The sequence below is a fragment of the Paraburkholderia terricola genome, assembly GCF_003330825.1.
Lineage (GTDB): Bacteria > Pseudomonadota > Gammaproteobacteria > Burkholderiales > Burkholderiaceae > Paraburkholderia > Paraburkholderia terricola.
This window is the reverse complement of sequence record NZ_CP024941.1, coordinates 2383678-2406110: the sequence shown is the minus strand read 5'-3', so window position 1 is coordinate 2406110 and position 22433 is coordinate 2383678. Positions and strand designations below refer to the sequence as shown.

The 22433-nt window shown below is 64.9% G+C and carries 19 protein-coding genes and 4 tRNA genes; 16 read left to right on the top strand and 7 right to left on the bottom strand.

The genetic code is table 11. The features are described 5' to 3' along the window. The first annotated feature begins 318 nt into the window (after window positions 1-318). The 9 genes from CUJ90_RS10735 to CUJ90_RS10695 all read left to right on the top strand — a co-directional run bounded on the left by CUJ90_RS10735 (window position 319) and on the right by CUJ90_RS10695 (window position 7681). The gene (locus tag CUJ90_RS10735; RefSeq protein WP_083083875.1) at window positions 319-1953 is read left to right on the top strand and encodes a methyl-accepting chemotaxis protein; all 1635 of its coding nucleotides are present in this window, start codon (window positions 319-321) and stop codon (window positions 1951-1953) included. Window positions 1954-2211: 258 nt separating this feature from the next. Continuing rightward, window positions 2212-4791 (top strand): 2-oxoglutarate dehydrogenase E1 component, encoded by a 2580-nt coding sequence (locus tag CUJ90_RS10730; protein WP_114162670.1) that lies wholly within the window; start codon window positions 2212-2214, stop codon window positions 4789-4791. Between the two features lie 170 nt (window positions 4792-4961). After that, the gene (locus tag CUJ90_RS10725) at window positions 4962-5894 is read left to right on the top strand and encodes an SAM-dependent methyltransferase (protein WP_114162669.1); all 933 of its coding nucleotides are present in this window, start codon (window positions 4962-4964) and stop codon (window positions 5892-5894) included. Window positions 5895-5981: 87 nt separating this feature from the next. Then, window positions 5982-6236, top strand: a complete 255-nt coding sequence (locus CUJ90_RS10720; protein ID WP_114162668.1) for a hypothetical protein — start codon at window positions 5982-5984, stop codon at window positions 6234-6236. Between the two features lie 336 nt (window positions 6237-6572). Further along, window positions 6573-6648: transfer RNA gene (locus CUJ90_RS10715), tRNA-Glu, on the top strand. A gap of 92 nt (window positions 6649-6740) precedes the next feature. Beyond that, a tRNA-Asp gene (locus tag CUJ90_RS10710) sits at window positions 6741-6817 on the top strand. 61 nt (window positions 6818-6878) lie between these two features. Beyond that, window positions 6879-6954, top strand: a tRNA-Glu gene (locus CUJ90_RS10705). A 46-nt stretch (window positions 6955-7000) separates the two neighbouring features. Further along, window positions 7001-7077 (top strand) — tRNA-Asp (locus CUJ90_RS10700). Between the two features lie 139 nt (window positions 7078-7216). Continuing rightward, window positions 7217-7681, top strand: coding sequence for a GNAT family N-acetyltransferase (locus tag CUJ90_RS10695; RefSeq protein ID WP_083083871.1), 465 nt, complete (start codon window positions 7217-7219; stop codon window positions 7679-7681). A gap of 23 nt (window positions 7682-7704) precedes the next feature. Here CUJ90_RS10695 and CUJ90_RS10690 read toward each other — a convergent pair whose 3' ends face one another. Continuing rightward, window positions 7705-8604: an AraC family transcriptional regulator gene (locus tag CUJ90_RS10690; RefSeq protein ID WP_114162667.1), complete on the bottom strand. Its 900-nt coding sequence runs from the start codon at window positions 8602-8604 to the stop codon at window positions 7705-7707. Window positions 8605-8812: 208 nt separating this feature from the next. Between CUJ90_RS10690 and CUJ90_RS10685 the strand changes: the two genes are divergently transcribed. Continuing rightward, window positions 8813-9214: a gamma-glutamylcyclotransferase family protein gene (locus CUJ90_RS10685; protein WP_114162666.1), complete on the top strand. Its 402-nt coding sequence runs from the start codon at window positions 8813-8815 to the stop codon at window positions 9212-9214. Window positions 9215-9366: 152 nt separating this feature from the next. Here CUJ90_RS10685 and aceB read toward each other — a convergent pair whose 3' ends face one another. Further along, entirely contained in the window at window positions 9367-10968 is a 1602-nt protein-coding gene (gene aceB / locus CUJ90_RS10680; RefSeq protein WP_114162665.1) for a malate synthase A, read from the bottom strand. Window positions 10969-11064: 96 nt separating this feature from the next. Next, complete coding sequence (locus CUJ90_RS10675; RefSeq protein WP_114162664.1) at window positions 11065-11889, bottom strand: haloacid dehalogenase type II; 825 nt, start codon at window positions 11887-11889, stop codon at window positions 11065-11067. 145 nt (window positions 11890-12034) lie between these two features. Here CUJ90_RS10675 and CUJ90_RS10670 point away from each other — a divergent pair, with 145 nt between their 5' ends. After that, window positions 12035-12937 (top strand): LysR family transcriptional regulator, encoded by a 903-nt coding sequence (locus CUJ90_RS10670; RefSeq protein ID WP_073427953.1) that lies wholly within the window; start codon window positions 12035-12037, stop codon window positions 12935-12937. Window positions 12938-13115: 178 nt separating this feature from the next. After that, window positions 13116-13550 carry a universal stress protein gene (locus tag CUJ90_RS10665; protein ID WP_073428103.1) on the top strand — a complete coding sequence of 145 codons (435 nt, stop codon included), beginning with the start codon at window positions 13116-13118 and terminating at the stop codon, window positions 13548-13550. A 247-nt stretch (window positions 13551-13797) separates the two neighbouring features. Here the strand turns inward: CUJ90_RS10665 and aceA are convergent, their stop codons facing one another. The 3 genes from aceA to CUJ90_RS10645 form a co-directional block, all read right to left on the bottom strand. After that, window positions 13798-15102, bottom strand: coding sequence for an isocitrate lyase (gene aceA / locus CUJ90_RS10660; protein WP_083083867.1), 1305 nt, complete (start codon window positions 15100-15102; stop codon window positions 13798-13800). A gap of 456 nt (window positions 15103-15558) precedes the next feature. Then, complete coding sequence (locus CUJ90_RS10655; RefSeq protein WP_073427955.1) at window positions 15559-17169, bottom strand: DEAD/DEAH box helicase; 1611 nt, start codon at window positions 17167-17169, stop codon at window positions 15559-15561. A gap of 476 nt (window positions 17170-17645) precedes the next feature. Continuing rightward, on the bottom strand, window positions 17646-17915 hold the full coding sequence (locus CUJ90_RS10645; RefSeq protein WP_114162663.1) for an acyl-CoA-binding protein: 270 nt from the start codon (window positions 17913-17915) through the stop codon (window positions 17646-17648). Window positions 17916-18082: 167 nt separating this feature from the next. On the opposite strand from CUJ90_RS10645, the gene tsaB reads away from it, so the two are divergent. The 4 genes from tsaB to CUJ90_RS10625 are packed head-to-tail and all read left to right on the top strand — an operon-like array spanning window position 18083 to window position 21534. Then, window positions 18083-18883 (top strand): tRNA (adenosine(37)-N6)-threonylcarbamoyltransferase complex dimerization subunit type 1 TsaB, encoded by an 801-nt coding sequence (gene tsaB, locus CUJ90_RS10640; protein ID WP_114162662.1) that lies wholly within the window; start codon window positions 18083-18085, stop codon window positions 18881-18883. After that, entirely contained in the window at window positions 18880-19374 is a 495-nt protein-coding gene (rimI, locus tag CUJ90_RS10635) for a ribosomal protein S18-alanine N-acetyltransferase (RefSeq protein WP_073427958.1), read from the top strand. The genes tsaB and rimI overlap by 4 nt, the downstream gene beginning before the upstream one ends. After that, entirely contained in the window at window positions 19361-20536 is a 1176-nt protein-coding gene (locus CUJ90_RS10630; protein WP_208645214.1) for a uracil-DNA glycosylase, read from the top strand. The genes rimI and CUJ90_RS10630 overlap by 14 nt, the downstream gene beginning before the upstream one ends. Next, a complete protein-coding gene (locus CUJ90_RS10625; protein WP_114163525.1) occupies window positions 20536-21534 on the top strand; it encodes a DUF1853 family protein in 999 nt (332 codons plus the stop codon). The genes CUJ90_RS10630 and CUJ90_RS10625 overlap by 1 nt, the downstream gene beginning before the upstream one ends. A 58-nt stretch (window positions 21535-21592) precedes the next feature. Here CUJ90_RS10625 and thiD read toward each other — a convergent pair whose 3' ends face one another. Continuing rightward, window positions 21593-22399 (bottom strand): bifunctional hydroxymethylpyrimidine kinase/phosphomethylpyrimidine kinase, encoded by an 807-nt coding sequence (gene thiD, locus CUJ90_RS10620; RefSeq protein WP_114162661.1) that lies wholly within the window; start codon window positions 22397-22399, stop codon window positions 21593-21595. Between the last annotated feature and the right edge of the window lie 34 nt (window positions 22400-22433).

Here is a 22433-nt window from a genome sequence, read left to right as displayed (position 1 = left end):
CCACGCCCATTTTGTCTCGTGGTCTCAGCACCCGCCAGAAACGCCCCTCCCGCGACGCTTCGCAATTTTCGACGGTCGAGCACTCAAGATTCCCAAATCGTGGCCGACATATCGTATGAAGATTGGCGCGCGCCCGCGTACGCAAAGGTTTGCGAGGGCTCTACGTCTGCCAGGTTCAAGTGGCGATGGTCGTGAAGCGATGTGCCGCCTCGAGAAAGGCAGGCGCGCCGAGCGGTGTGCTTGCCTGACGCACAGCGCGCGGTCGCCCGCTTCACGACAGCTTTTTACTGCGGCGTTGATACACAGGAATTGCAAAACATGAAGATTTCCAACTTGCGAATCGGGGTTCGTCTCGGTTCCGCGTTCGCCCTGGTCGTGGCGCTATTGATCGGCACCGCCGTGGTGGGCATCCGCCACCTCGACTCCAGCAACGCGAAAATGGATCAGATCGTCAGCGAGCGCTATACGCTGATCGCGCTGAGCAACACGATCAAGGGTAACGGCTACAAGGCGAACGGGATTCTCAGCAATCTGCTGCTGGCCACGTCGCCCGATGAAGCGGCGAAGTACATGAGCGACTACACGGCGATCCGCAAGCTCAACGCGGACGCCTACGCGCAACTCGAAAAGCATCTGCTGAACGAGCAGAGCAAGGCGCTCTTCAAGGAACAGTTCGATGCGCGCGCCGCGTACGGCGTGAGCGTCAGGAAATTCTTCGAACTGGTCAAGACGGATCAGCAGCAGGCGCGCGCGCTCTATCAGGGCGACATGGCGCGCTTGCAGGACAGCTACTACGTGCTGGTCGACAAGATGGTCGACTATCAGGCCGCGCAAATGGAGCGCGATGTCGCCGACGCCGTCGGCGAAGCGCACTACGCGAAGATCCAGATGATCGTGCTCGCCTTCTGCGCGGCATTGATCGCGATCGCCACCGGCCTGTTCATTACCCGCACCATCACGCGGCCGATCAATCGCGCGGTGAGTCTCGCGGAAGCGGTCGCGAGCGGCAACCTCACGCATCGTCTGGAAGTGGACACGACCGACGAAGTCGGCCGGCTGCTGACCGCGTTGAAACGCATGATCGAAAACCTGCATGGCATCGTCGCGCAGGTACGGCAGGGCACGGACACGATCACTCACGCTTCGCGCGAGGTGGCGAGCGGCAACATGGACCTGTCGAGCCGCACCGAACACCAGGCGAGCTCGCTCGAAGAAACCGCGGCCGCGATGGAGCAGTTGACCTCCACGGTGAAACAGAACGCGGATAACGCGCGCGAAGCCAACCAGCTTGCGTCGAACGCGTCGATGGTCGCTTCGAGAGGCGGCGAGGCGGTCAATCAGGTCGTCAGCACGATGAACGCGATCAATGTCTCGTCGCGCAAGATCGTCGACATCATCGGCGTGATCGACGGCATCGCATTCCAGACCAACATTCTCGCGCTGAACGCGGCGGTGGAAGCCGCGCGCGCGGGCGAGCACGGCCGCGGCTTCGCGGTGGTGGCGAGCGAAGTGCGCGGTCTCGCGCAGCGCAGCGCGGTCGCCGCGAAGGAGATCAAGGAGCTGATCGCCGACTCCGTCAATCAGGTCGGCACCGGCGGCAAGATGGTCGAGGAAGCCGGGCAGATCATCGGCCAGGTGGTGCAGAGCATCAAGCACGTGACCGACATCGTTGCTGAAATCAGTTCGTCGAGCCAGGAGCAGAGCGAAGGCATCGAGCAGATCAACCAGGCCGTCACGCAGATGGACAAGGTCACGCAGGAAAACGCCGCGCTCGTCGAGCAAAGCGCCGCGGCGGCCCAGGCGCTGCAGGATCAGGCGCGCCAGCTCACGGAAACGGTCAGCGCATTCACGCTGCACGGCGACGTGTCGCAGGAACAGCGCGGCAGCGTGCGCGAAACGCACGCGCGCCACGCCGGCGACATGAGCGCGCAAGGCGCCTGGGTGGCCGCCTAGCCGCCCCGCATCTATCGACCCGACAACAAGAGGTGAAGCAGCAAACGGACGGAGACACGAGCCTGCCGACAGGCCGGCTCGATGAAACAAAACGCGGCATGCAATGCAAGCCCGTACCGCATTGCGTTGCTTCCTGTCTCGCCGTCTGCCGCCAGATCGTGGCACATCGTCGTACTGCCGTTGCAGGGGCCACGCTCGCGCATCGGAATGCGGACTGCGAGATCCGATCGACGGTTTCTCCCCGGATGCCTAATCAACATGTCACACGCCTACTCCGAGCCGATTACCCTTTCTCGCCAGCCCTTTAGCGCACCTCTCGAGCCGGCGGCCCATGCGCCGACGACAGCGGGCTCCCTGCGGATCAAGCATTTCATCGAGGCGTACCGCCTGCATGGTCATCGTCAGGCGCAGCTCGACCCGCTGCGTCTGACGCCGCTGCCCGAGGTGCCGCAGTTGCAGCCGCAGTTTCACGGCCTCGAGCCGACGCAGCAGATCGCCGCCGATAACGCATTGCTGCCGCCGTCGGCCACTGTGCACGAACTGGAACGGCAACTGCGGCACGTCTACTGCGGGGCGATCGGGCTCGACGTGACGGGCATCCGCGAGGAGGCGCGGCGCGCCTGGCTATGCGCGCGCCTGAAGTCCGCGCAACTCGCGCCGCTGCCGGGCCACGATCAGCGGCACACGGTGTTGCAGCGCCTGCTGGCCGCGGAAATGTGGGAGCGCCACGTCGCCGCGCGTTTCGAGCATGCGAAGCGTTTTTCGCTGGAAGGTTGCGAGAGCCTGATACCGCTCATCGAAGCCATCGTCGAGCAGGCCGGCCAGCATGGCGTGCGGCAGATTTTCGCCGGCATGCCGCATCGCGGCCGGCTGAACATGCTCGTCAACGTGATGGGTTTCGATCCCGCGCAAATCGTGGACTGCCTCGACCAGCAATCGCAGTTCTCGGCGCTTCAGCGCGACCTGCCGTATCACTTCGGCGGCGCGGTGGTGAAGGAGACGCCGGACGGCGACGTGGCGCTCGTGCTTGCGCACAATCCCTCGCATCTGCAGAGCGTTCATCCCGTGGTCAGCGGCATGGCGCGCGCTTACCAGGACGAGCATCCCGACATCCGCTGCCTGCCTCTCGTCATGCACGGCGACGCGGCGTTCGCCGGCCAGGGCATCGTGATGGAGACGCTCAACCTCACGCGCAAGGAGGGCTATGCGCTGGGCGGCACGATCCACGTGATCGTGAACAATCAGATCGGCTTCACGACGCCGAACCGGATGGATGTCGAAGCGAATGCGTACTGCACCGACATCGCGCGGATGATCGACGCGCCCGTGATCCGCGTCAACGCGGACCACCCCGACGCGGTCGTGCGGGCCGCGAAAATCGCCTTCGAATACCGGATGAAATACGGTGCGGATGTCGTCATCGATCTGATCGGCTACCGGCGTCTCGGTCACTCGGAGCATGACGTGCCCGCCATCACGCAGCCGTTTCAGCAAGCGACGATCGCCTCGCACCCGACGGTCACTGAGATGTATCACGCGGCGCTCGCGGACGAGACACCGCTTGCGGAGTTGCGCGCCCAGGCGCTGAAGCATCTGCAAACGCGTGCCGTGACGCCGACGCCGACGCCACACCGCGCGGTCACGGCAAGACCCGGCCGGCCGTTGTCGCTCGCGCGCTTGCAGTCGCTCACGGCGGCGCTGACGCGCACGCCGGCCGGCTTGCAGGTGCACGATTTCGTCCGCGGCCTGATCGCGAAATGGCAGGCGGCGGTGGCCGACGAACGCCAAACGGTCGACTGGTGTTTCGCCGAGAATCTCGCCTATGCGAGCCTGCTCGACGACGGCGGCAGCGTGCGGATTTCGGGCATGGACGTCGGCCGCGGCACGTTCATGCATCGGCATGCCGTATGGCATTCGCAGACCGACACGGCGGATCCGGGCGAGCGCTACGTGCCGCTGCAAAACATCGGGGCGCATCAAGGGGACTTCGACATCGTCAACTCGCCGCTCACCGAGGAAGCCGTGCTCGGCTTCGAATACGGCTACAGCGTGCAGTCGACGACACGGCTCACGATCTGGGAAGCGCAGTTCGGCGACTTCGTGAACGGCGCGCAGGTCTTCATCGATCAGTACATCGCGGCGGGCCATGACAAATGGGGCTATCCGTCCGCGCTGACGCTGCTCTTGCCGCACGGTCACGAAGGCTTCGGCCCCGAGCATTCGAGCGCCTACCTCGGGCGTTTCCTGCAACTGTGCGCCGACGGCAACATGAAGGTCGTGATGCCTTCCACGTCGTCGCAGTGGTTTCACATGCTGCGCGAGCAGGCGCTGAGCGACGATCCCAAACCGCTCGTCGTGATGTCGCCGAAAGGGCAACTGCACGGCAATCCGCGTTCGCACGCCGCGCTGGACGAATTGATCGGCGGCTCGTTCGCGCCGTTGCTGCGCGATGCCGGGATCGCGTCGGCGGATGCGGTGAGCCGCGTCGTACTGTGCAGCGGCAAGTTCTTTTACGACTTGCAGTCCGCGCGCGACGCGTCCGGCGATACGCGCACGGCGCTGATCCGCATCGAACAGTTGTATCCGTTCCCGACGCGGGAACTCGCGGATGCGCTGGCCGGATTCCCGAACGTCGCGGAAGTGGTCTGGGCCCAGGAAGAGGAAAAGAACCACGGCGCGTGGCACTTCGTGCGGGACGAGATCGACGAAGCGATGCCGGCGCGTTGCCGGCTCGGCAATGTGTGCAGGAAGGCGACGGCATCGGGCGCGCATTCGTCGATGCAGGCGCATTTGCAGGAGCAGCAGCGGTTGGTGGCGCAGGCTTTGGCGCGCACGTAGCGATTCGTCGGCAGGGCGGGGCGGCGGCGTGGCGGTGGCTTGCGCGCGCCGCTGCCGCGCTCGCTTCGAGAAGGCTTCTTGGGATCGGGAACGTGGCGTTACGCGGTGGTCCGAGCTGGATAAGCGGGCTATGATCACGCTTCCATTTCACCAACCCATCGACATTCCTGATGAATGATTCCGATCGACTGATTTCGCATGTTTCGCACGATAGCCGTCCCGACCTCTCGCACGAACACACCGTCGAGACCGCGAAAGCGCGGCTGCGCGCCGGCGCCGATCTTCCCGGCGCGACGATCGAGCAGCAGGTCGCGCTCGTCGACCAGTTGTCCGCGTTCGAGCTTGGCCGCTTCCTGCTCGCCAATCGCGGACTCGATGCGTACTGGACGCACCGCCTCGTGACCTATGAGCCGGGCGCCTTGCAGCGTGGCGCGGTGTCCGAACTCGAATATCGGGTCTTCGAGGAGATGCCGGCCGTGCTTGCCACGCGCGAGCGCTTCGGGCTGTTTCGTCGCGAAGTGCAGGCGCGGCTCAAGCCCGGTTTCGTGCTTGCATCGGTGCCGTGCGGATTGATGGGCGATTTGCTGCTGCTCGATTACACCGCGTGTGCCGATGTCAGGCTGGTCGGCGTCGATCTCGATCAGCGGGCTCTGGACGGCGCGCGTGCGCTCGCGGCCGAGCGTGGGTTGACTGAGCGGCTGTCGCTTCGCCAGGCCGACGCATGGGCGATGGATCTGAATGCCGAGGCGGACGTGCTGACGAGCAACGGCCTCAATATCTACGAGCCCGACGATGAGCGCGTGGTCGCGCTCTATCGCAAGTTCCTCGATGCGTTGAAACCGGGCGGGCAATTGGTGACGAGCTTTCTGACGCCGCCGCCGATGCTGTCGCCCGAATCGTCGTGGGATATGAGCGCGGTGTCCACGGCTGCGCTCGCGCTTCAGCATGTGCTGTTCGTGCGGGTGATCGAGGCGAAGTGGAGTGCTTTCCGTACCCACGCGCAAACGCGCGAGCAACTCGAGCGCGCGGGCTTCACCGACATCACCTTCGTCGACGATCGTGCCCGCATGTTTCCGACTGTCGTGGCGCGCAAGCCGGACTGAAAGATGTTGGCGTCGGGGTAGTCGAAACTAGCGGGCCCGCGCGTTGCTGACCTATGTGTTGGCACATGATCTGACGGAGGCCGAGCGATGAACCCCGACGACGATCTGGACAGCGACGATCTCGACGACGAGCTTGATCGGACCGGCGAAGTCGCCAACAGAAGCAACGGCAAGACCGGCACCAACACCGAGGCGGAGCCCGATCGCGGCAAGGCGCGCACATCGAGTCCCAATGCGCAACTGCGTCGCGAGAACGTCGCAGCCGATGAGCCAGGCCGACGCGATTCGGATCCGCGGCAAGCGGGAATTCGCAAGGGCAGCGGGCCTGCGCGCCCGTCATAGACGATATCGTTCGCGCCGCCGCCGCGCTGTTGCAATGGCAACGCAGCGAGGCAGCGCAGTGACAGAAAATTCTTGCGCGCTGCGAAGAGGCGTGCGTATAATTTCGTTCTTCGCTGCTGGGCGCTTCGGCGCAGGTTCAAGAAGCTGTTTTATGAGCCAGATATGCTGAAGCCGGGTAGCCAGGTGAAGTCGTTCTGAAGCTTGGAACTTGTAGCAAAAAAGACTTCACAAACAGTTGCGACGTAGTTAAAATAGCGGACTTCGCAGTTGATGAAACGAATAACTAGCAAGTTATCGTGAGTTGGCAGCGAGTCAGACATGATTTGAAAAGATTATGTCCCCTTCGTCTAGAGGCCTAGGACATCACCCTTTCACGGTGAGTACAGGGGTTCGAATCCCCTAGGGGACGCCAAACATCAGCGTCGCTTTAGTGTTCGAAGTAACAGTAAAGCAATGCGGCTTGCAGAGAAATAACCGACGCTCGCAAGCTAGGGTGTAAAGACTGGAGTGGTAGTTCAGTCGGTTAGAATACCGGCCTGTCACGCCGGGGGTCGCGGGTTCGAGTCCCGTCCACTCCGCCAGACAAAGCCCGTTCATGCAAACTTGAACGGGCTTTTTCATTAAAGGTGTAAGCAGTACGTTGTCCCCTTCGTCTAGAGGCCTAGGACATCACCCTTTCACGGTGAGTACAGGGGTTCGAATCCCCTAGGGGACGCCAAGTCATCGGCGTCGTTCGGTTGAAAATCTGAACGGTGCGGAAATCTGGAGCGGTAGTTCAGTTGGTTAGAATACCGGCCTGTCACGCCGGGGGTCGCGGGTTCGAGTCCCGTCCGCTCCGCCAGATTCAGGAAAGCCCACTTCGCAAGAAGTGGGCTTTTTTTATTTCCGCTGCCTGGCCTGGGTATGCTCGGGACAAACAGCCATTGCCAGCGCGCGCGGCCTGTTTTACCGTTGACCCGACTCCTCTTCGTCGTTCCGCCATGTTCGATCCCACCGAAGCTCCGTCGCCGTTTCATTTGCGCCAGGCCAGCATGGACGATTTCGAGTTCGCCGAGGCGCTGACGCGCAACAACATGGGCGGCTACTATCGCCGGCATCATCTTGTCTGGCGTGGCGATCTGTTTCTGGGCAGTTGGCGCGAATCGGAGAATTTCATTCTCGAAGTGGACGGTACGCCGATCGGCGTGCTGCGCATCACGCAAGAAGGCGATTCGCTGCATATCCGCGACGTGCAGATCGCCGAAGGGCATCGGCGGCTCGGTGCCGGCACCTATCTGCTCGATATGTCGCATCAATGGGCGCGCGAGCGAGGCTTGCGCGAGTTGCAGTTGCGCGTGTTCGTCGACAATCCCGCTGCGCGGCTCTATCAGCGCAAGGGCTACAAGCTGACCGGGCCGCGTCTCGCGCAACTCGGCGCCATCCGTCATCTGGCGCGGCGGGTTTAAGGCAGACGATTCGACGCCTGTGCTCAGCGGCCGAAACCGTTTGACGCATCCGGGCGGTCTTGCGCGGCCTCGTCGTCTTCTTCCGCTTCGTCGTGCTCGCCATTTTTCAAGCGATGTTCCGAGCCACGCTCGATGAACGCGCGCGGACTCGCGCCGAACGCGCGCCGGAACATCGCCGAAAACGCGCTCTGGCTTTGGTAGCCCAACTCCAGCGCGACATGCGAGAGCGGCCGCCCCTGGCTCAGCAGCGGAATCGCCCGCGCCAGGATCGCCTGCTGACGCCACTGCGAAAAGCTCACGCCGAGTTCCTGGCGAAACAGCCGCGCAATCGTGCGCGTACTCGCGCCCACGCTGGACGCCCAATACTCGAGCGATTCGCCATGAGTCGGGTCTGCGATCACCGCCTCGCACAGCGCACGCAGACGCTTTTCGTTGGGCATCGGCACGGAAAGCGGCAGCGGCTCCGAACGCGTTAGCTCGTCCAGAGCAAGGGCGCCGAGCAACTGCTCGCGCGTTGCTGAAATATCGGGCGCGTCGAGCGCGGCAATCACTTCACGCAGCAGATTCGACACTTCCACCACGCGCGGCGTGTCGAGCCCGGCCGGCACCGTGCTGTCGGTGATGTAGAGCGTGCGCAAGAAGGCGTCTTCGACGGCGACGACTTCATGGGTCACGTGCGGCGGCACCCAGATGGCCCGCGAGGGCGGCACCATCCATGTCGTGCCGGTCGTCGCGACCCGCAGCACGCCGCGCGACGCATAGGCCACCTGCGCCCACGCATGCGTATGACGCGCGAAGCGCGAGCCCGCGGGCATCAGCCGCGAGCGCACGCGGATCGGATGCGTTGGCGTCGGCTGGAATTCGGGCGGAATGTCGGCGAAGTGCACGAGGCTCGACGGACCGGAGTCGGCGGACGAAGTCATGACAAAGATCGATCCAGATGACGAAACTCAAGAAGCGCGAAACCAGCAAGCGCGACACCCATCGAAGCGTGAGCGCATGAAAACCCGGAACCGTGCGAGCTTCTCATTGTAGGTGTTGCTCGCGGCCCGCCGTTGCATAATGTGCCGATTGCATGGGTCGCCGCCCAACGCAAACCACCCGAACACCATTCAAGGAGAGCACACGACGATGCAGACTGTCTTCGTATACGGCACGTTGCGGGCCGGTGAAGTGAACGACATCCGCGCCGCCGCCGCGCGTAACGACATTGCCGAGCCGAATCTGCTCGGCAGCGCCACGGTCCGCGGCCATCTGTTCGACTTTGGTTTGTATCCCGGCCTCGTCGTCGACGAAGCGGGCGTGGAGGTCAAGGGCGACGTCTACGAAATCGACGATGAGCTCATCGCCGTGCTCGACGAAATCGAAGCGGTCTATCCCGGTGTGGAAGAGCGTTTCGTCGCGCGCGACGTGATGGTGAAAGTGGACGGCAACGTGGTGAACTGCCGCTTCTACCCGGTCGCGCCCGGTGCCGTGAAGGGGCTTCCCGAAATCAGATCGGGTGATTGGGTCGAGTACCGCAACACGCGATAGCGCGGGCGCACGACGCGTGCATGGCAAGTTAAAAAACGGCCCGACAGGCATGCGCCTGTCGGGCCGTCGGCGGGTCGGTCTTGCGGCTCAAGCCGCTTTCATGTCGTACGCGATGGCGAAAGCGGGCTTACTGCCGAAGTTCGAGAACCGCCTCAAATTTCCTCGTACAGCGGCAGCGTCAGGAAGTCGGTGAACTGTTCCGACGTCGACATCTGCTCGAAGATCTGCGCGGCGCGTTCGTAGGGCTTCGTGTCGCCGCCCACCGCCTGCTTCACGTTGTCGAGCTCCTCAGCCGACAGCTCACGCACCAGTTCGACCGTCACCTTGCGGCCGTCGTCGAGCTTGCCCTTCGGCGAGCGAATCCATTGCCATACCTGCGAGCGCGAGATTTCCGCGGTGGCGGCATCTTCCATCAGATTGTGAATCGGCACGCAGCCATTGCCCGCGAGCCACGAGCCCAGGTAGTGAATGCCGACATTGATGTTGTTGCGCAGACCGCCTTCGGTGATCGGCGCTTCGGGACGGAAGTCCATCAGGTCGGTCGCCGTGACGAGCACGTCGTCGCGTTGCTTGCCGATCTGATTGGGCTTGTCGCCGAGCACCTTGACGAATTCCTCCATCGCGATCGGCACGAGACCCGGATGCGCGACCCAGCCGCCGTCGTAACCGTCGCCGGCATCGCGCGCCTTGTCGGAGCGCACGCCGGCCATGGCCTTGTCGTTCGCCGCCGGATCGTTCTTGATCGGGATCAGCGCGCTCATGCCGCCGATGGCCGGCGCATTGCGGCGATGGCAGGTCTTCAGCAACAGCAGCGCATACGCGCGCATGAACGGCGCGGTCATCGTGATCCGCGAGCGGTCGGCGAGGCAGAAGTCCTTGTCGCTTCTGAACTTCTTGATCGCCGAGAAGATGTAGTCCCAGCGCCCGGCGTTCAGCCCCGAGCTATGCTCACGCAGTTCATACAGGATCTCGTCCATTTCGAACGCGGCGAGGATCGTTTCGATCAGCACGGTCGCGCGGATCGTGCCGCGCGGCACGCCGACCGCTTCCTGCGCCGCGACGAAGATGTCGTTCCACAGACGCGCTTCCAGATGGCTTTCCATCTTCGGCAGATAGAAGTAGGGGCCCGAGCCGCGCGCGATCAGTTCCTTCGCGTTGTGCACCATGAACAGCGCGAAATCGAAGATGCCGCCCGATACGCGCTTGCCGTCCACCTTCACGTGCTTCTCGTCCAGATGCCAGCCGCGCGGACGCACGATCAACGTGGCGACCTTGTCGTTCAGCCTGTATGACTTGCCGTTCTGTTCGAGCGAGATCGTGCGGCGCACCGCATCCCGCAGATTGATGTGACCGGTGATCTGGTTGTCCCAGCTCGGCGCATTTGAATCCTCGAAATCGGTCATGTATGAATCGGCGCCCGAGTTCAGCGCGTTGATGATCATCTTGCGCTCCACCGGCCCGGTGATTTCCACGCGCCGGCATTGCAGGTCTTGCGGCAGCGGCGCGATGGTCCAGTCGCCGTCGCGCACGCTTCGGGTTTCGGCGAGGAAGTCGGGACGCTCGCCGGCGTCGAGCCGCTTCGTGCGCTCCGCGCGCGCCTGCAACAACTGCTGGCGGCGCGGTTCGAACGTGCGATGCAGCGCGGCGACGAGTTCGAGCGCCTCGCGCGTGAGAATCGCTTCATAGCCCGGCTTGATTTCAGCCGTGATTTCCATGCCCTGGGGCAGCGACAACGATGACAGCGGATTCGCCATGATTTCTCCTTGGTCGGTCAGATTGCAAAAATGCGGATGTTCAGATGCGGTTGCGTGCGTTTGAAATGCGGGTGTCGTGGGTCCGGGTGGCGCCCGTCATGCGCCAGGGCCGTGGCGCGTGCGGTTGCCGGGGTTGCCACTGCCGCTCGTGCGAGCGGGCGGCGCGAGCGTCGCCAGAAAAGCGAGCAGATCGTTCATGCCCGCGCCGACGCCATGCGGCGTGACGCCCAACTCCTCAGCGGGCGCATTCTGGCGGTTGAGCCAGAAAGCGGTGAAGCCGAACCACGCCGCGCCCGCCACGTCCCACCCGTTCGACGATACGAAGACGATCTCGCGCGGCTGCGCGCCGAACGCTTGCGTGGCAAGGCCATAAGCGGCGGGCGAGGGTTTGTAGGCGCGCACGGCGTCGACGGAAAGAACGTGATCGAACAAGCCCGTCATGCCGGCGCTCTTCAACGCGATGTCGAGCATTTGCGGGTTGCCGTTCGAAAGGATCGCGAGCCCGGCGCGTGAGCCGGCTTGCGCGCCCGGGGTCGGCGGCGATAGGGATGCCGAAGCCTCGCGCAACTGACGCAACGCGGGCATCGCATCGGGGAAGGCGGACAGGCACGCGTATTCGTCCATCAGACGCTTTTCGGCCGCGCGCCCCAGCGTGAGCTGAAGCTTGCGCGCGGAAAAGCGCAACGCATCGAGCGTGATGTCCCAGAACGGCCGGTAGTGCGCACCGGGTGCGTCGGCCGGAGCGGCCAGCGTGCGCAACTGCGTGTATTCGATCTGCTTTTGTCGCCACAACTGCGAAAGCGCGTCGCCGTGGCCGGGGAATAGTTGCTCCGCGGCGGCGATCACCGAATGCACGTCGAAAAGCGTGCCGTAGGCGTCGAACATCACTGCTTTAGGGGAGAGTGTCGTTGTGGCCGACATTGCCGTGCACTCCTGTCAGAGGTCGAGACGGATTGTATTAGTGATGCTCCGCGCTAAGAAAGAGGCTGAATATCACTTGATCTTTTACTTTCACCCACCTAATCTGACGCGCACCGACCACTTTCCGCCGCTGCGCCAAGCCCTCATGGACCGTTTCAAGCAGATCGAAACCTTCGCCGCCGTCGCGGCCAAGGGCAGCCTCTCCGCCGCGGCGTCGGCCGAAGGCGTCGCGCCGGCGATCATCGGCCGCCGCATCGACGCGCTCGAAGAGCGCCTCGGCGTCAAATTGCTGGTGCGCACCACCCGCAAGATCACGCTGACCTTCGAAGGCTCCGCCTTTCTCGAGGACTGCCAGCGCATCATTCACGATATGCAGAACGCCGAGGCGAGCGTGTCGGCGGGCGGGGTGAAGGCGAGCGGCCATTTGCGGCTGTCGGCGCCGGCCGGGTTCGGGCGCAAGCACGTGGCGCCGCTGGTGCCGGCTTTCACCGTCGCGCATCCCGACGTCTCGATCACGCTCGATCTCTCCGACCGGCTGGTGGATCTCGTCAACGAGGGTTTCGATTGCGCGGTGCGTCTGGGCGAATTGCCGGATTCGTCGCTGGTGTCGCTCAAGTTGGGTGAAAACCGCCGCGTCTGTGTGGCTTCGCCGTCGTATCTGAGCCGGCGCGGCGCGCCGCACACACTGGCCGATCTCGCGCATCACAACTGTCTCGCGCTCGGCGCGAGCGCCAATCAGCAGCGCGGCTGGATGTTCCAGCAGGGCGACAAGGTGGTGTCGATCAAGGTGTCCGGCACGATGGAATGCTCGGACGGCGCGGTGCTGCACGACTGGTGCCTCGAAGGCCATGGGCTCGCGTGGCGTTCGTGGTGGGAGGTCGGCACGGACATCGCCGCCGGGCGCCTCGTGAGCGTGCTCGACGAATTCGCCGCACCGCCGATCGGCATCCACGCGGTGTTTCCGCAGCGTCGCCATCTGCCGCTGCGGGTCCGGCTGTTTCTGGATTTTCTCAAGCATACATACGGCCATCCCGATTACTGGGGCTGACGCCGGGCGGCGTGTCGCGCACCTCGCATACCCGCGCAGGGGTTTCCGATATGCGAACAGACCCTGAACCCAACGCGTATGTGCGTTTCCGCGCACTACAATCGATTGAAGCGGTTCGTCTGCCGCGCTTCGTTTGGCGCTGACGCCGCGCTGCGCGCAGCCGGCGACGGAGGGCATCATGTTCAGGCACATCCTGGTTCCGACCGATGGTTCCGACCTGTCACGCAAGGCGATCGACGGCGCGATCGATCTCGCGCAGGCGGTCGGCGCGCGTATCACGGCCTACGCGTGTCTGCCGCAATATCCGTACTCGCCTTTCGCCGATGTGGTGGTCGAGCCGCCGTCCGAGTTCCTGCAGCGCAGCGAGCGCGAAGCGCAGGCGCATTTGCGCGAGGTGGAACTGGCGGCGCGGCGGGTCGGCGTCGCGTTCGACAGCCGCACCAGCGTGCACCCGGCGCCGTACCTCGGCATCATCGAGGCAGCCGAGCAGGGCCGCTGCGACGTGATTTTCATGGCGTCGCACGGGCGTCGCGGACTCGGCAGTCTGCTGATCGGCAGCGAAACACAGCGGGTGCTCACGCATACCAAGATTCCGGTGATCGTGTATCGCTGAATGGCTTGGGCGAGGTCCGCTTTCCGCGGCCTGAAGGAAACGCGCCGGCCGTCCAGGCCGGCGCGCCCCTGGTCGCCGCACGATGCGCCGTGCCGGCTTGGTCTCCGCTCTTCCCAACGTTCCCAGATTCCAGTCACGAGGCGTGATCCGTTCACGCCTCGTGGCTTTTTCTCCCTGACGGCGGCCCTCTGACGGGGCCGCTTTTCGTCTTTGCCTTGCCGTTGCCGCGATCAGACGCGGTGTCCGATTACGCGACCTTCTTGTCGAAGAACTGCTCGTCTTCGGTCGAGCCGTGCAGCGCGGTGGTCGAGGCATCGCGTTCGACCGTTTGCGTGACGGCGTCGAAGTAGCCGGTGCCGACTTCGCGCTGATGCTTGACCGCGGTGAAGCCCTTTTCGGCCGCGGCGAATTCGGCCTGCTGCATTTCGACGAACGCGGTCATCTGGTTGCGGGCATAGCCGTGCGCGAGGTTGAACATCGAGTAATTCAGCGCGTGGAAGCCGGCCAGCGTGATGAACTGGAACTTGTAGCCCATCGCGCCAAGCTCGCGCTGGAATTTGGCGATGGTGGCGTCGTCGAGATTCTTCTTCCAGTTGAACGACGGCGAGCAGTTGTACGACAGGAGCTGGTCCGGAAACTCCTTGTGGATCGCGTCGGCGAATTTCTTCGCGAATTCGAGGTCGGGCTTGCCGGTCTCGCACCAGATCATGTCGGCAAACGGCGCGTAGGCGAGGCCACGCGAAATCGCCTGTTCGAGACCCGGCTTGGTGCGGTAGAAACCCTCGACCGTGCGCTCGCCGGTCAGGAACGGCTTGTCGTTTTCATCGACGTCCGAGGTGATCAGATCGGCGGCTTCCGCGTCGGTGCGCGCGAGCAGCACGGTCGGCACGCCGGAGACGTCGGCGGCGAGCCGCGCGGCGGTCAGCTTGGCGATGTTCTCGCGGGTCGGCACGAGCACCTTGCCGCCCATGTGGCCGCATTTCTTGACCGACGCGAGCTGGTCCTCGAAGTGCACGCCCGCGGCGCCTGCTTCGATCATCGCCTTCATCAGTTCGAAGGCGTTGAGCACGCCGCCGAAACCGGCTTCAGCGTCGGCCACGATCGGCGCGAAGTAGTCGATGTAGCCTTCGTCGCCCGGATTCTTGCCTTCCGACCACTGGATCTGGTCGGCGCGCGTCAAGGTATTGTTGATGCGCTTCACGACGAGCGGCACCGAGTTCGCCGGATACAGCGACTGGTCCGGGTACATTTCGCCGGCGACGTTCGCGTCGCCCGCCACTTGCCAGCCCGACAGATAAATTGCCTTCAGGCCCGCCTTGACCTGCTGCATCGCCTGGTTGCCGGTCAGCGCGCCGAGCGAGTTCACGAACGGCTCGTTATTGACGCTTTCCCACAGCTTTTCCGCGCCGCGCTTGGCAAGCGTGTGCTCCACTTGAACCGAACCGCGCAGGCGGACCACGTCTTCAGCGGTGTAGGTGCGCTTGACGCCCTTCCAGCGCGGATCGGTGGCCCATTGCTGTTGAAGTTGCCTGGCTTGTTCTTCACGGGACATGGTGTGCTCCTTGGTTGCCTGTAATGGATGGGTGACTCTGTCTTCTCGAAGCGGCTGGCCGGAGGCGGGGACTTTCCGGCGTTTCGTTTCGTGAAGTCTTATATAAGAGTCTAGGCAAACCGCTGGTCGCGCGACAGTCGCGGTGAAGTGTTTTTGGAATATTTGTTTTTGTTTTAAATCAATGGTTTGCGAGAATCGTTCCGCATTAAGAAACGTCTTTTTCCATCTTGCAATAGCCTGTCTTGTGCTTTGCAGCACGATTTTTTACGACGCAAAAAAATTTTCCACATCGTGAAATTCGGGCGACCGCCGAAACGCGGGCGAAAAAAAACCGGCGCCTGAGCACCGGTTTCTTTTGACTCCTCGGAAGGCGCGGGGCCGTCCGGGTTTTTTCGTGCTGCTTTCCGCACGAGCCATGCAATGGCCGGTTGCCCGAAGGCGCCCGGCCTCATGCCGTTAGCTGCCGCGACGCGCCGTGCGCGGGCCGTCGCTGCGGCGTGCGCCGAAGCCGCCGTCACGCGAACCGCCGTAGCCTTCACGCGAACCGCCGCCAGCCGACTTGCCGGCCCAGCCGCCGCCGTTGCCGCTACCGCTGCGTGCACCGCCGCCGTTGCCGGCCGGCTTGCCCGCGCCGCTGCCGCTACCGAAGCGACGGCCGCCGCCGTTGCCGCCGCCCGGACGGCCGCGGCCGCCAAAGCCAGGACGACCCGTGCCCGACGGAGCCGACTTGCGCGGCTCGAAACCCTCGACGACGTTGACCGCCAGCGGAGTGCGCACGAAGCGCTCGATGCGCTTCAACGCGCCCTGTTCCGCGTGATGCACGAGGCTCACCGCGATACCCGAGCGGCCCGCACGACCGGTACGGCCGATACGGTGCACGTAGTCTTCAGCGAACTTCGGCAGATCGTAGTTGAACACGTGCGTGATGCCCGGAATGTCGATGCCGCGAGCGGCGACGTCCGTGGCCACCAGCACGCGCACCCGGCGCTCGCGCAGCGCGCGGATCGTGCGGTTGCGTGCGCCTTGCGGCAGGTCGCCGTGCAGCGCGGCCGATTCGAAACCGGCGTCGGCCAGACGGCCGGCCAACTGGTCGGCGTCCATCTTGGTTGCCGTGAAGACGATAGCCTGATCGAGGCCGGCGTCGCGCAGCAGATGGTCCAGCAGACGATCCTTGTGATCGCGGTCATCCACGTAGTGGACGGTTTGCGCGATGTTGGTGCGCTGTTCGAGGCGCTGAACGATCTCGATACGCTCCGGATCTTTCAGCAGGCGGCCGGTCAGCGAGCCGATCTTGCCGTCGAGCGTGGCCGAGAACAACATGGTTTGACGCGTGGCCGGCGTGGCCGCGACGATCGTTTCGATGTCTTCGATGAAGCCCATGTCGAGCATGCGGTCGGCTTCGTCGAGCACGAGGATCTGCAGTTGCGACAGATCGATGCGGCCGCGCTCCAGGTGGTCGATCAGACGGCCCGGCGTGGCGACCAGGATTTCCGGGTTCTTCGCCAGCAGCATCAGCTGTTGGCCGTAAGCGACGCCGCCCAGAATGCTGACGGTGCGCAGACGCTTGAGGTGCTTGCCGTACGTGGCGGCGGCGGTCGTGACCTGCATCGCCAGTTCGCGAGTCGGCGTCAGCACCAGCATGGTCGGACGGGCAACCGGTTGCGGACGGCGCGTGCGGGCGCCGTCAGCCGGACGCGGTTCGCGCGGCTGGCTGGCTTGCGCCTTTTGCAGTTGCGAGAAACGCTCGATGGCGGGCAGCATGAACGCGGCGGTCTTGCCCGAACCGGTCGGGCTCGAGACCATCAGGTCGCGGCCGGCGATAGCGGCCGGGATGGCGCGTTGCTGAACCGGCGTCGGGTTCTGATAGCCAGCGGCGGTCAGCGCGGAGACGACGTCCGCGGACAGACCGAGCGACGCGAACGTCGGGCCGGTGGGCTCAGCCGCGACAGCCGCGACGGCTTCCGGAGCGGCAGCAGCGGCTGCGGCTTGCACGGGTGCGTCGGCGAGACCGAGGGCTTGATCGGCGATGGCGTTCAACGGGCTGCTGGAGGTATTGCTCGAAGTCATGTGAATCCTTAAAACACAGGGAATTAAAACGTCGGCGCCAATCGGCATACCCAAGTCGTCGGATTCAGCGAGCAAAGAAGCAGCGAGCAAATCGAAAAACGGGGGCAGCTCGCAGCAATGAAGGCGAGCTTTTCGTTAGAAGCTGTATCGGATGCGACATGCCAACACGGCGTGCCGCCAGCCTGGGACATGATCGCCCGTAGGGGCTAGGCAGGAGGGGACAGGTTCTAAACTGGATTGGAGCTAAACGCTACGAGGCGCTGCGCCGCAAGGGCCGCTAGGAGAAAGCCGGGCAAAGCAGTGAAGCGCAGGCGGCATTATATCGACTTTTGTTGCACCGCGCCACTGTTAGGACGTTTCTTACTGAAAAAGTTTGCTCGGGCTGCTAGCGGATTGCCGCCTGACGCCGATTGGCTGGCGAATCGGCCCGTCAGCGCAGGCCGATTACACGACGCCGTTATGTCGATGCGGCCGGCTTACGCCGATGCGCCGCTTTTGAGCGATTCGACGAGTTCCACGTATTGCTGCTTCGCGGCGTCCTGATCGGTGCCCTTGAGCGCCGCCCAGGCGTCGTACTTGTATTTGCCGACGATATCGGTAAAGCCCGGTTTGTCGCCGTGCACGTCGCCTTCGGTGGCCTGCTTGAAGAGTGCATAGAGACGCAGCAGAGTGAGATTGCCAGGACGCTCGGGCAATTGCTTGACGTCTTCCTGGGCTTGAGTGAATTGCGCGTTGATGTCGGCCATTGTTGTTTTGCCTCCGGGGCGGGTTTGGGGGTAGGTTGGGCTGACGATCATAACAACTGGATACCGCCGCGTGCCCGAGGGCGCACTCCAAACACCGGCCGATGCAAGGCGCGCGTGGGCGTCCCAAAACCGCATCCGCGTGCGCGGTGCCGATTACAATACCGTCCATGAATCAAACTGTGCTCCTCGCCCTCGATACCTCGACCGAATTCTGCTCGGTGGCGCTGTTATCGGCCGCCGCCGGCGCGCCGGGCCACTCGTCCGCGCAGCCTCATATCTGGTTGCGCCATGAGCAGACCGGCGCGGTCTCGAGCACGCGTCTGCTGCCCGCCATCCGCGAACTGTTCGACGAAGCGGGCCTTAAGCTGGCCGATTGCCACGCCATTGCGTTCGGCTCCGGTCCCGGCTCGTTCACGGGTTTGCGCACGGCGACCGGCGTCGCTCAAGGTCTCGCGTTCGGCCTGAACCTGCCGGTGGTGCCGATCGGCACGCTGCTGGCCTGCGCGGAGAGCGCCAGGCTGCGCGACCCGTCGGCCACGCGCGTGCTGGCCGCGCTCGACGCCCGCATGGACGAAATCTATTGGGCCGACTTCGCGTGGGACGACGCGCAAGGCGAATGGCGCACGCTCCAGGCGGCTTCGCTGGATACGCCGGACCGGCTGGTCTTGCCCGATGTCCCCTTCACACTCGCGGGCAATGCCGCGGCGGCCTTCGGCGCGCGGCTACCCGCCGTTGCCGCCGCGCGAACCGTCGACGGCGAAGCACTGCCGCACGCCGTGCCTCTGGCGCACGCGGCGCTGCGCGCGTTGCGCGCCGGCCGCACGGTGCCCGCGGATCAGGCCGCGCCGGAATACGTGCGCGACAAGGTCGCGCAAACCACGGCGGAGCGCGTCGCCGATAAAGCGGCCAAGGCCGGGCAAGCCGCGAGGCTCGCGCACGAGGCGCGGCAGGGCGAGGCCGGGCAATGAGCGGCGTGTTGCTGGCGGACCGCTATATGTCGCCGATGACCGAGGGCGATCTCGACGAGGTCGCGGCCATCGAAAAGCTTGCTTATGAATTTCCCTGGAGCCGCGGTAATTTCGGCGATTCGCTGCGCAACGGCTATTTCGGCGTCTGTCTGCGGCACGTCACGGGTACGCTGATCGGCTATTGCGTATTGATGCCGGTGGTCGATGAAATGCACCTGCTCAACTTATGTGTGACGCCCGCCGCGCAAGGCGCCGGCGCCGGGCTCGCGCTGCTGCGCGAGGCGGTGCGCATCACGCGCGCCGAGAAACTCGAGGGCCTGCTGCTCGAAGTGCGACCGTCGAATCATCGGGCGATCCGGCTTTACGAACGTTTTGGCTTTGCGTCGATCGGCCGGCGCAAGAATTATTATCCGGCGCGGCATCGCAGCCGGGAGGACGCCATCGTGATGCGTTACTCGTTTGCCACGGAGGGCGCAGATGGCGCTGCATGAATCGGTACTGGAAGAGTTTGGGCTGACGCCGCTGTGGGCGCGGCGCGGAATGGCGGCGGCGCGGGAAGCGGTCGCCGAGGCCGGCGTCGAGCCGGATGCCGCGGCGTTAGCGGAGCAGGGCGCGCGCGGTGACGATCAACGCTTCGCGGCGCGAGAGCCGGCTTCGGTTGGGCGCGAGCAGGGCGGCAGCCAGTCCGCTCGCACGGAGGACGCCGAGCGGCCCGCGATGCGCGCGGGCGAAACCCGGCCCGTCGGCTCCGCGCAAGCGGAGGTCGAGCGGCGTGGGGCGAATCGTGCGGAGCCGTCGTCGCGGTCGGGCGAACCGCGCGGTCGGTTCGACCGCGAGGCTCCGGCACGCACGAGCGAGTCGGCGCCGCCGACGCAGGCTGGCGGGCAGGCCGAGCGTCGCGCGCCGTCGGCAGACACGCGTGAGCCACAATCATCGCGGTCCGGCGCTGCCGAGCCGCCGCAATTCGACGCGCCGCCCGACGACGATTTCGCGTGGTTCGACGATCTGCCCACCGACGCGCACGTCGCCGCCGAAGCCCGCCATGAAACCCCCGAACCGCCCGCGATCCACACGCTCGACTGGGACGCGCTCAGCGAGCGCGTCGCCGGCTGTCAACGCTGCCGGCTGTGCGAGAAGCGCACGAACACGGTGTTCGGTGTCGGCGATCGCAACGCCGACTGGATGCTGATCGGCGAAGCGCCCGGTGAAAACGAAGACCGCCTCGGTGAGCCGTTCGTCGGCCAGGCCGGCAAGCTGCTCGACAACATGCTGCGATCGCTCACGCTCGCGCGCGACGCCAACGTCTATATCGCGAACGTGATCAAGTGCCGCCCGCCCGGCAACCGCAATCCCGAGCCGGACGAGGTCGCGCGTTGCGAGCCGTATCTGCAACGCCAGGTGGCGCTGGTCAAGCCGAAGCTGATCGTCGCGCTGGGCCGCTTTGCCGCGCAAAGTCTGCTGAAAACCGACGCGAGCATTTCGTCGCTGCGCGGTCGCGTGCACGAATACGAGGGCGTGCCGGTCATCGTCACCTATCACCCGGCGTATCTGCTGCGCAGCCTGCCCGACAAGGCGAAGGCGTGGGCCGACCTGTGCCTCGCGCGCGATACGTGGCGCGCGGCCGGCGGCGCGTCGTCGAACGTGGCGCAGTGATGGCCTCGGACGGGCCGACGGCGGCCCCCGCCGCCGCGCCCGGCGCTTATGCCGCGCTGCTGGATCCGTTGCTCGCTTCGTTGCGTGATGCGGCGGTGCGCGATCTCGCGTGGCTGCTGCTGAGCGCCGATCTGTTGCGCGCGCAGCCGCCAGTGGGCGCGCTCGCGAATCCTTTCGAAACGCCGCACGAAGCCGCTGCCACCGTCGACTGGCTGCGCGCGCTCGACGCCGCGCCAGAACCCTTGCATCGCGATCTCGCGGCGACGCGCGTCACGCGTCTGGGCCGCTACGCCGAACGTCTGCTCGCGTGGTTTTTGCAGCATGGACCGGCGGCGCGGCTGGTCGCGGCGAGTGTGCCGCTGCGGCGCGCGGGCGTCACGCTCGGCGAATGCGATTTCCTCGTGCAGACGCAACAGGGCGCGCGGCAGCATTGGGAACTGGCCGTGAAGTGCTATCTGCACGCCGGCGAAGGGCGCGCGCGCCTCGCGGATTACGTCGGCCCGAATCTGAAAGACCGCTTCGATCTGAAGCTGGCGCATGTGCTCAATCATCAGTTGCCGCTGAGCGCGCGCGAAGAGTTCGCGTCGGTCGGCCACGAAGGGCCGTGGGCGCCGCGCATGTTCATCAAAGGCTGGCTGTTTTACCGGCATGGCGAGACGCCGTCCGATCCCGTGGAGCTCGATCCGGCGCATGGACGCGGCTGGTGGGTGACGCGTAGCAATTGGCCGGCTTTCGCGGCCGCGCATGGACAAAGCTGGCGTGTGTTGCCGCGGCTCGAATGGCTCGCGCCGCGGCATCACGAACGAGATGAGGCGTGGTCCGCGGGTGCTGCTTTCGTCGACGCCGAATCACTCGCGGCGCAAATCTCGCATCAGCCTGGACCGACGATGGTCGCCGCGTTTGTCTCGGACGGCACGGGCGCGTCGATCGAGCGCTCGCGTGGATTCATCGTGCCGGACGAGTGGCCGGAGCAGGCGCGGAACTACGCGCGGCAATAGCGATAGCGACAGCAACGGTAACGGCAACCGCGCAAGGCGCGCCATGTCGCCAGTCGCGTTACCACCACCGATAAAAATGATGCACCGGCCCGACGCCGCTGCCGACGTCGAGCTGATCGCTCGCCTGCAACGCGCCTGTCAGATACTGCTTGGCGTCGGCCACGGCGCTCGCCAGGTCGCCGCGTTGCGGAATCAGCGCCGCGATCGCCGACGACAGCGTGCAGCCCGTGCCGTGCGTGTTCTTCACCGGCACGCGTGGGCCGCCAAGACGCAGCGAGCCATGCTCCTCGATGAGCCAGTCGGGACTATCCGCCGCGTTCAAATGACCGCCCTTCATCAGCACCGCGCGCGCCCCGAGCGCGCGCAGCGCTTCGCCTTGCACGACCATGCCGGCTTCGTCGGCCGCGGGCTGCACGCCGAGCAAGGCGGCCGCTTCCGGTAGATTGGGCGTGAGCAGGTCGGCGAGCGGCAGCAGTTCGTCGCGCACCACCGCGACCGCATCGGGCAGCAGCAGCGCGTGATTGCTCTTCGAGATCATCACCGTGTCCAGCACGATGTGCTTCGGCTTGTGCCGACGCAGCGCATCGGCGACCACGCGCGCGATCGGCGCATTCGCGAGCATGCCGATCTTCACGGCGTCGATACGGATATCGTCGAACACCGCGTCGAGTTGCGCGGTAACGAACGCGGGGTCCGGCGCGTGAATCGCCGTGACGCCGCGCGTGTTCTGCGCGGTGAGCGCGGTGATCACGCTCGCGCCGTAGGCGCCGAGCGCCGAGAAGGTTTTCAGATCGGCCTGAATGCCGGCGCCGCCGCCGGAATCGGAACCGGCGATCGTCAGCACATTCGGAATCGGTTGAGTCATGGCAAGGCGGGGAAGTGGAGGGCGCGGACAGGAC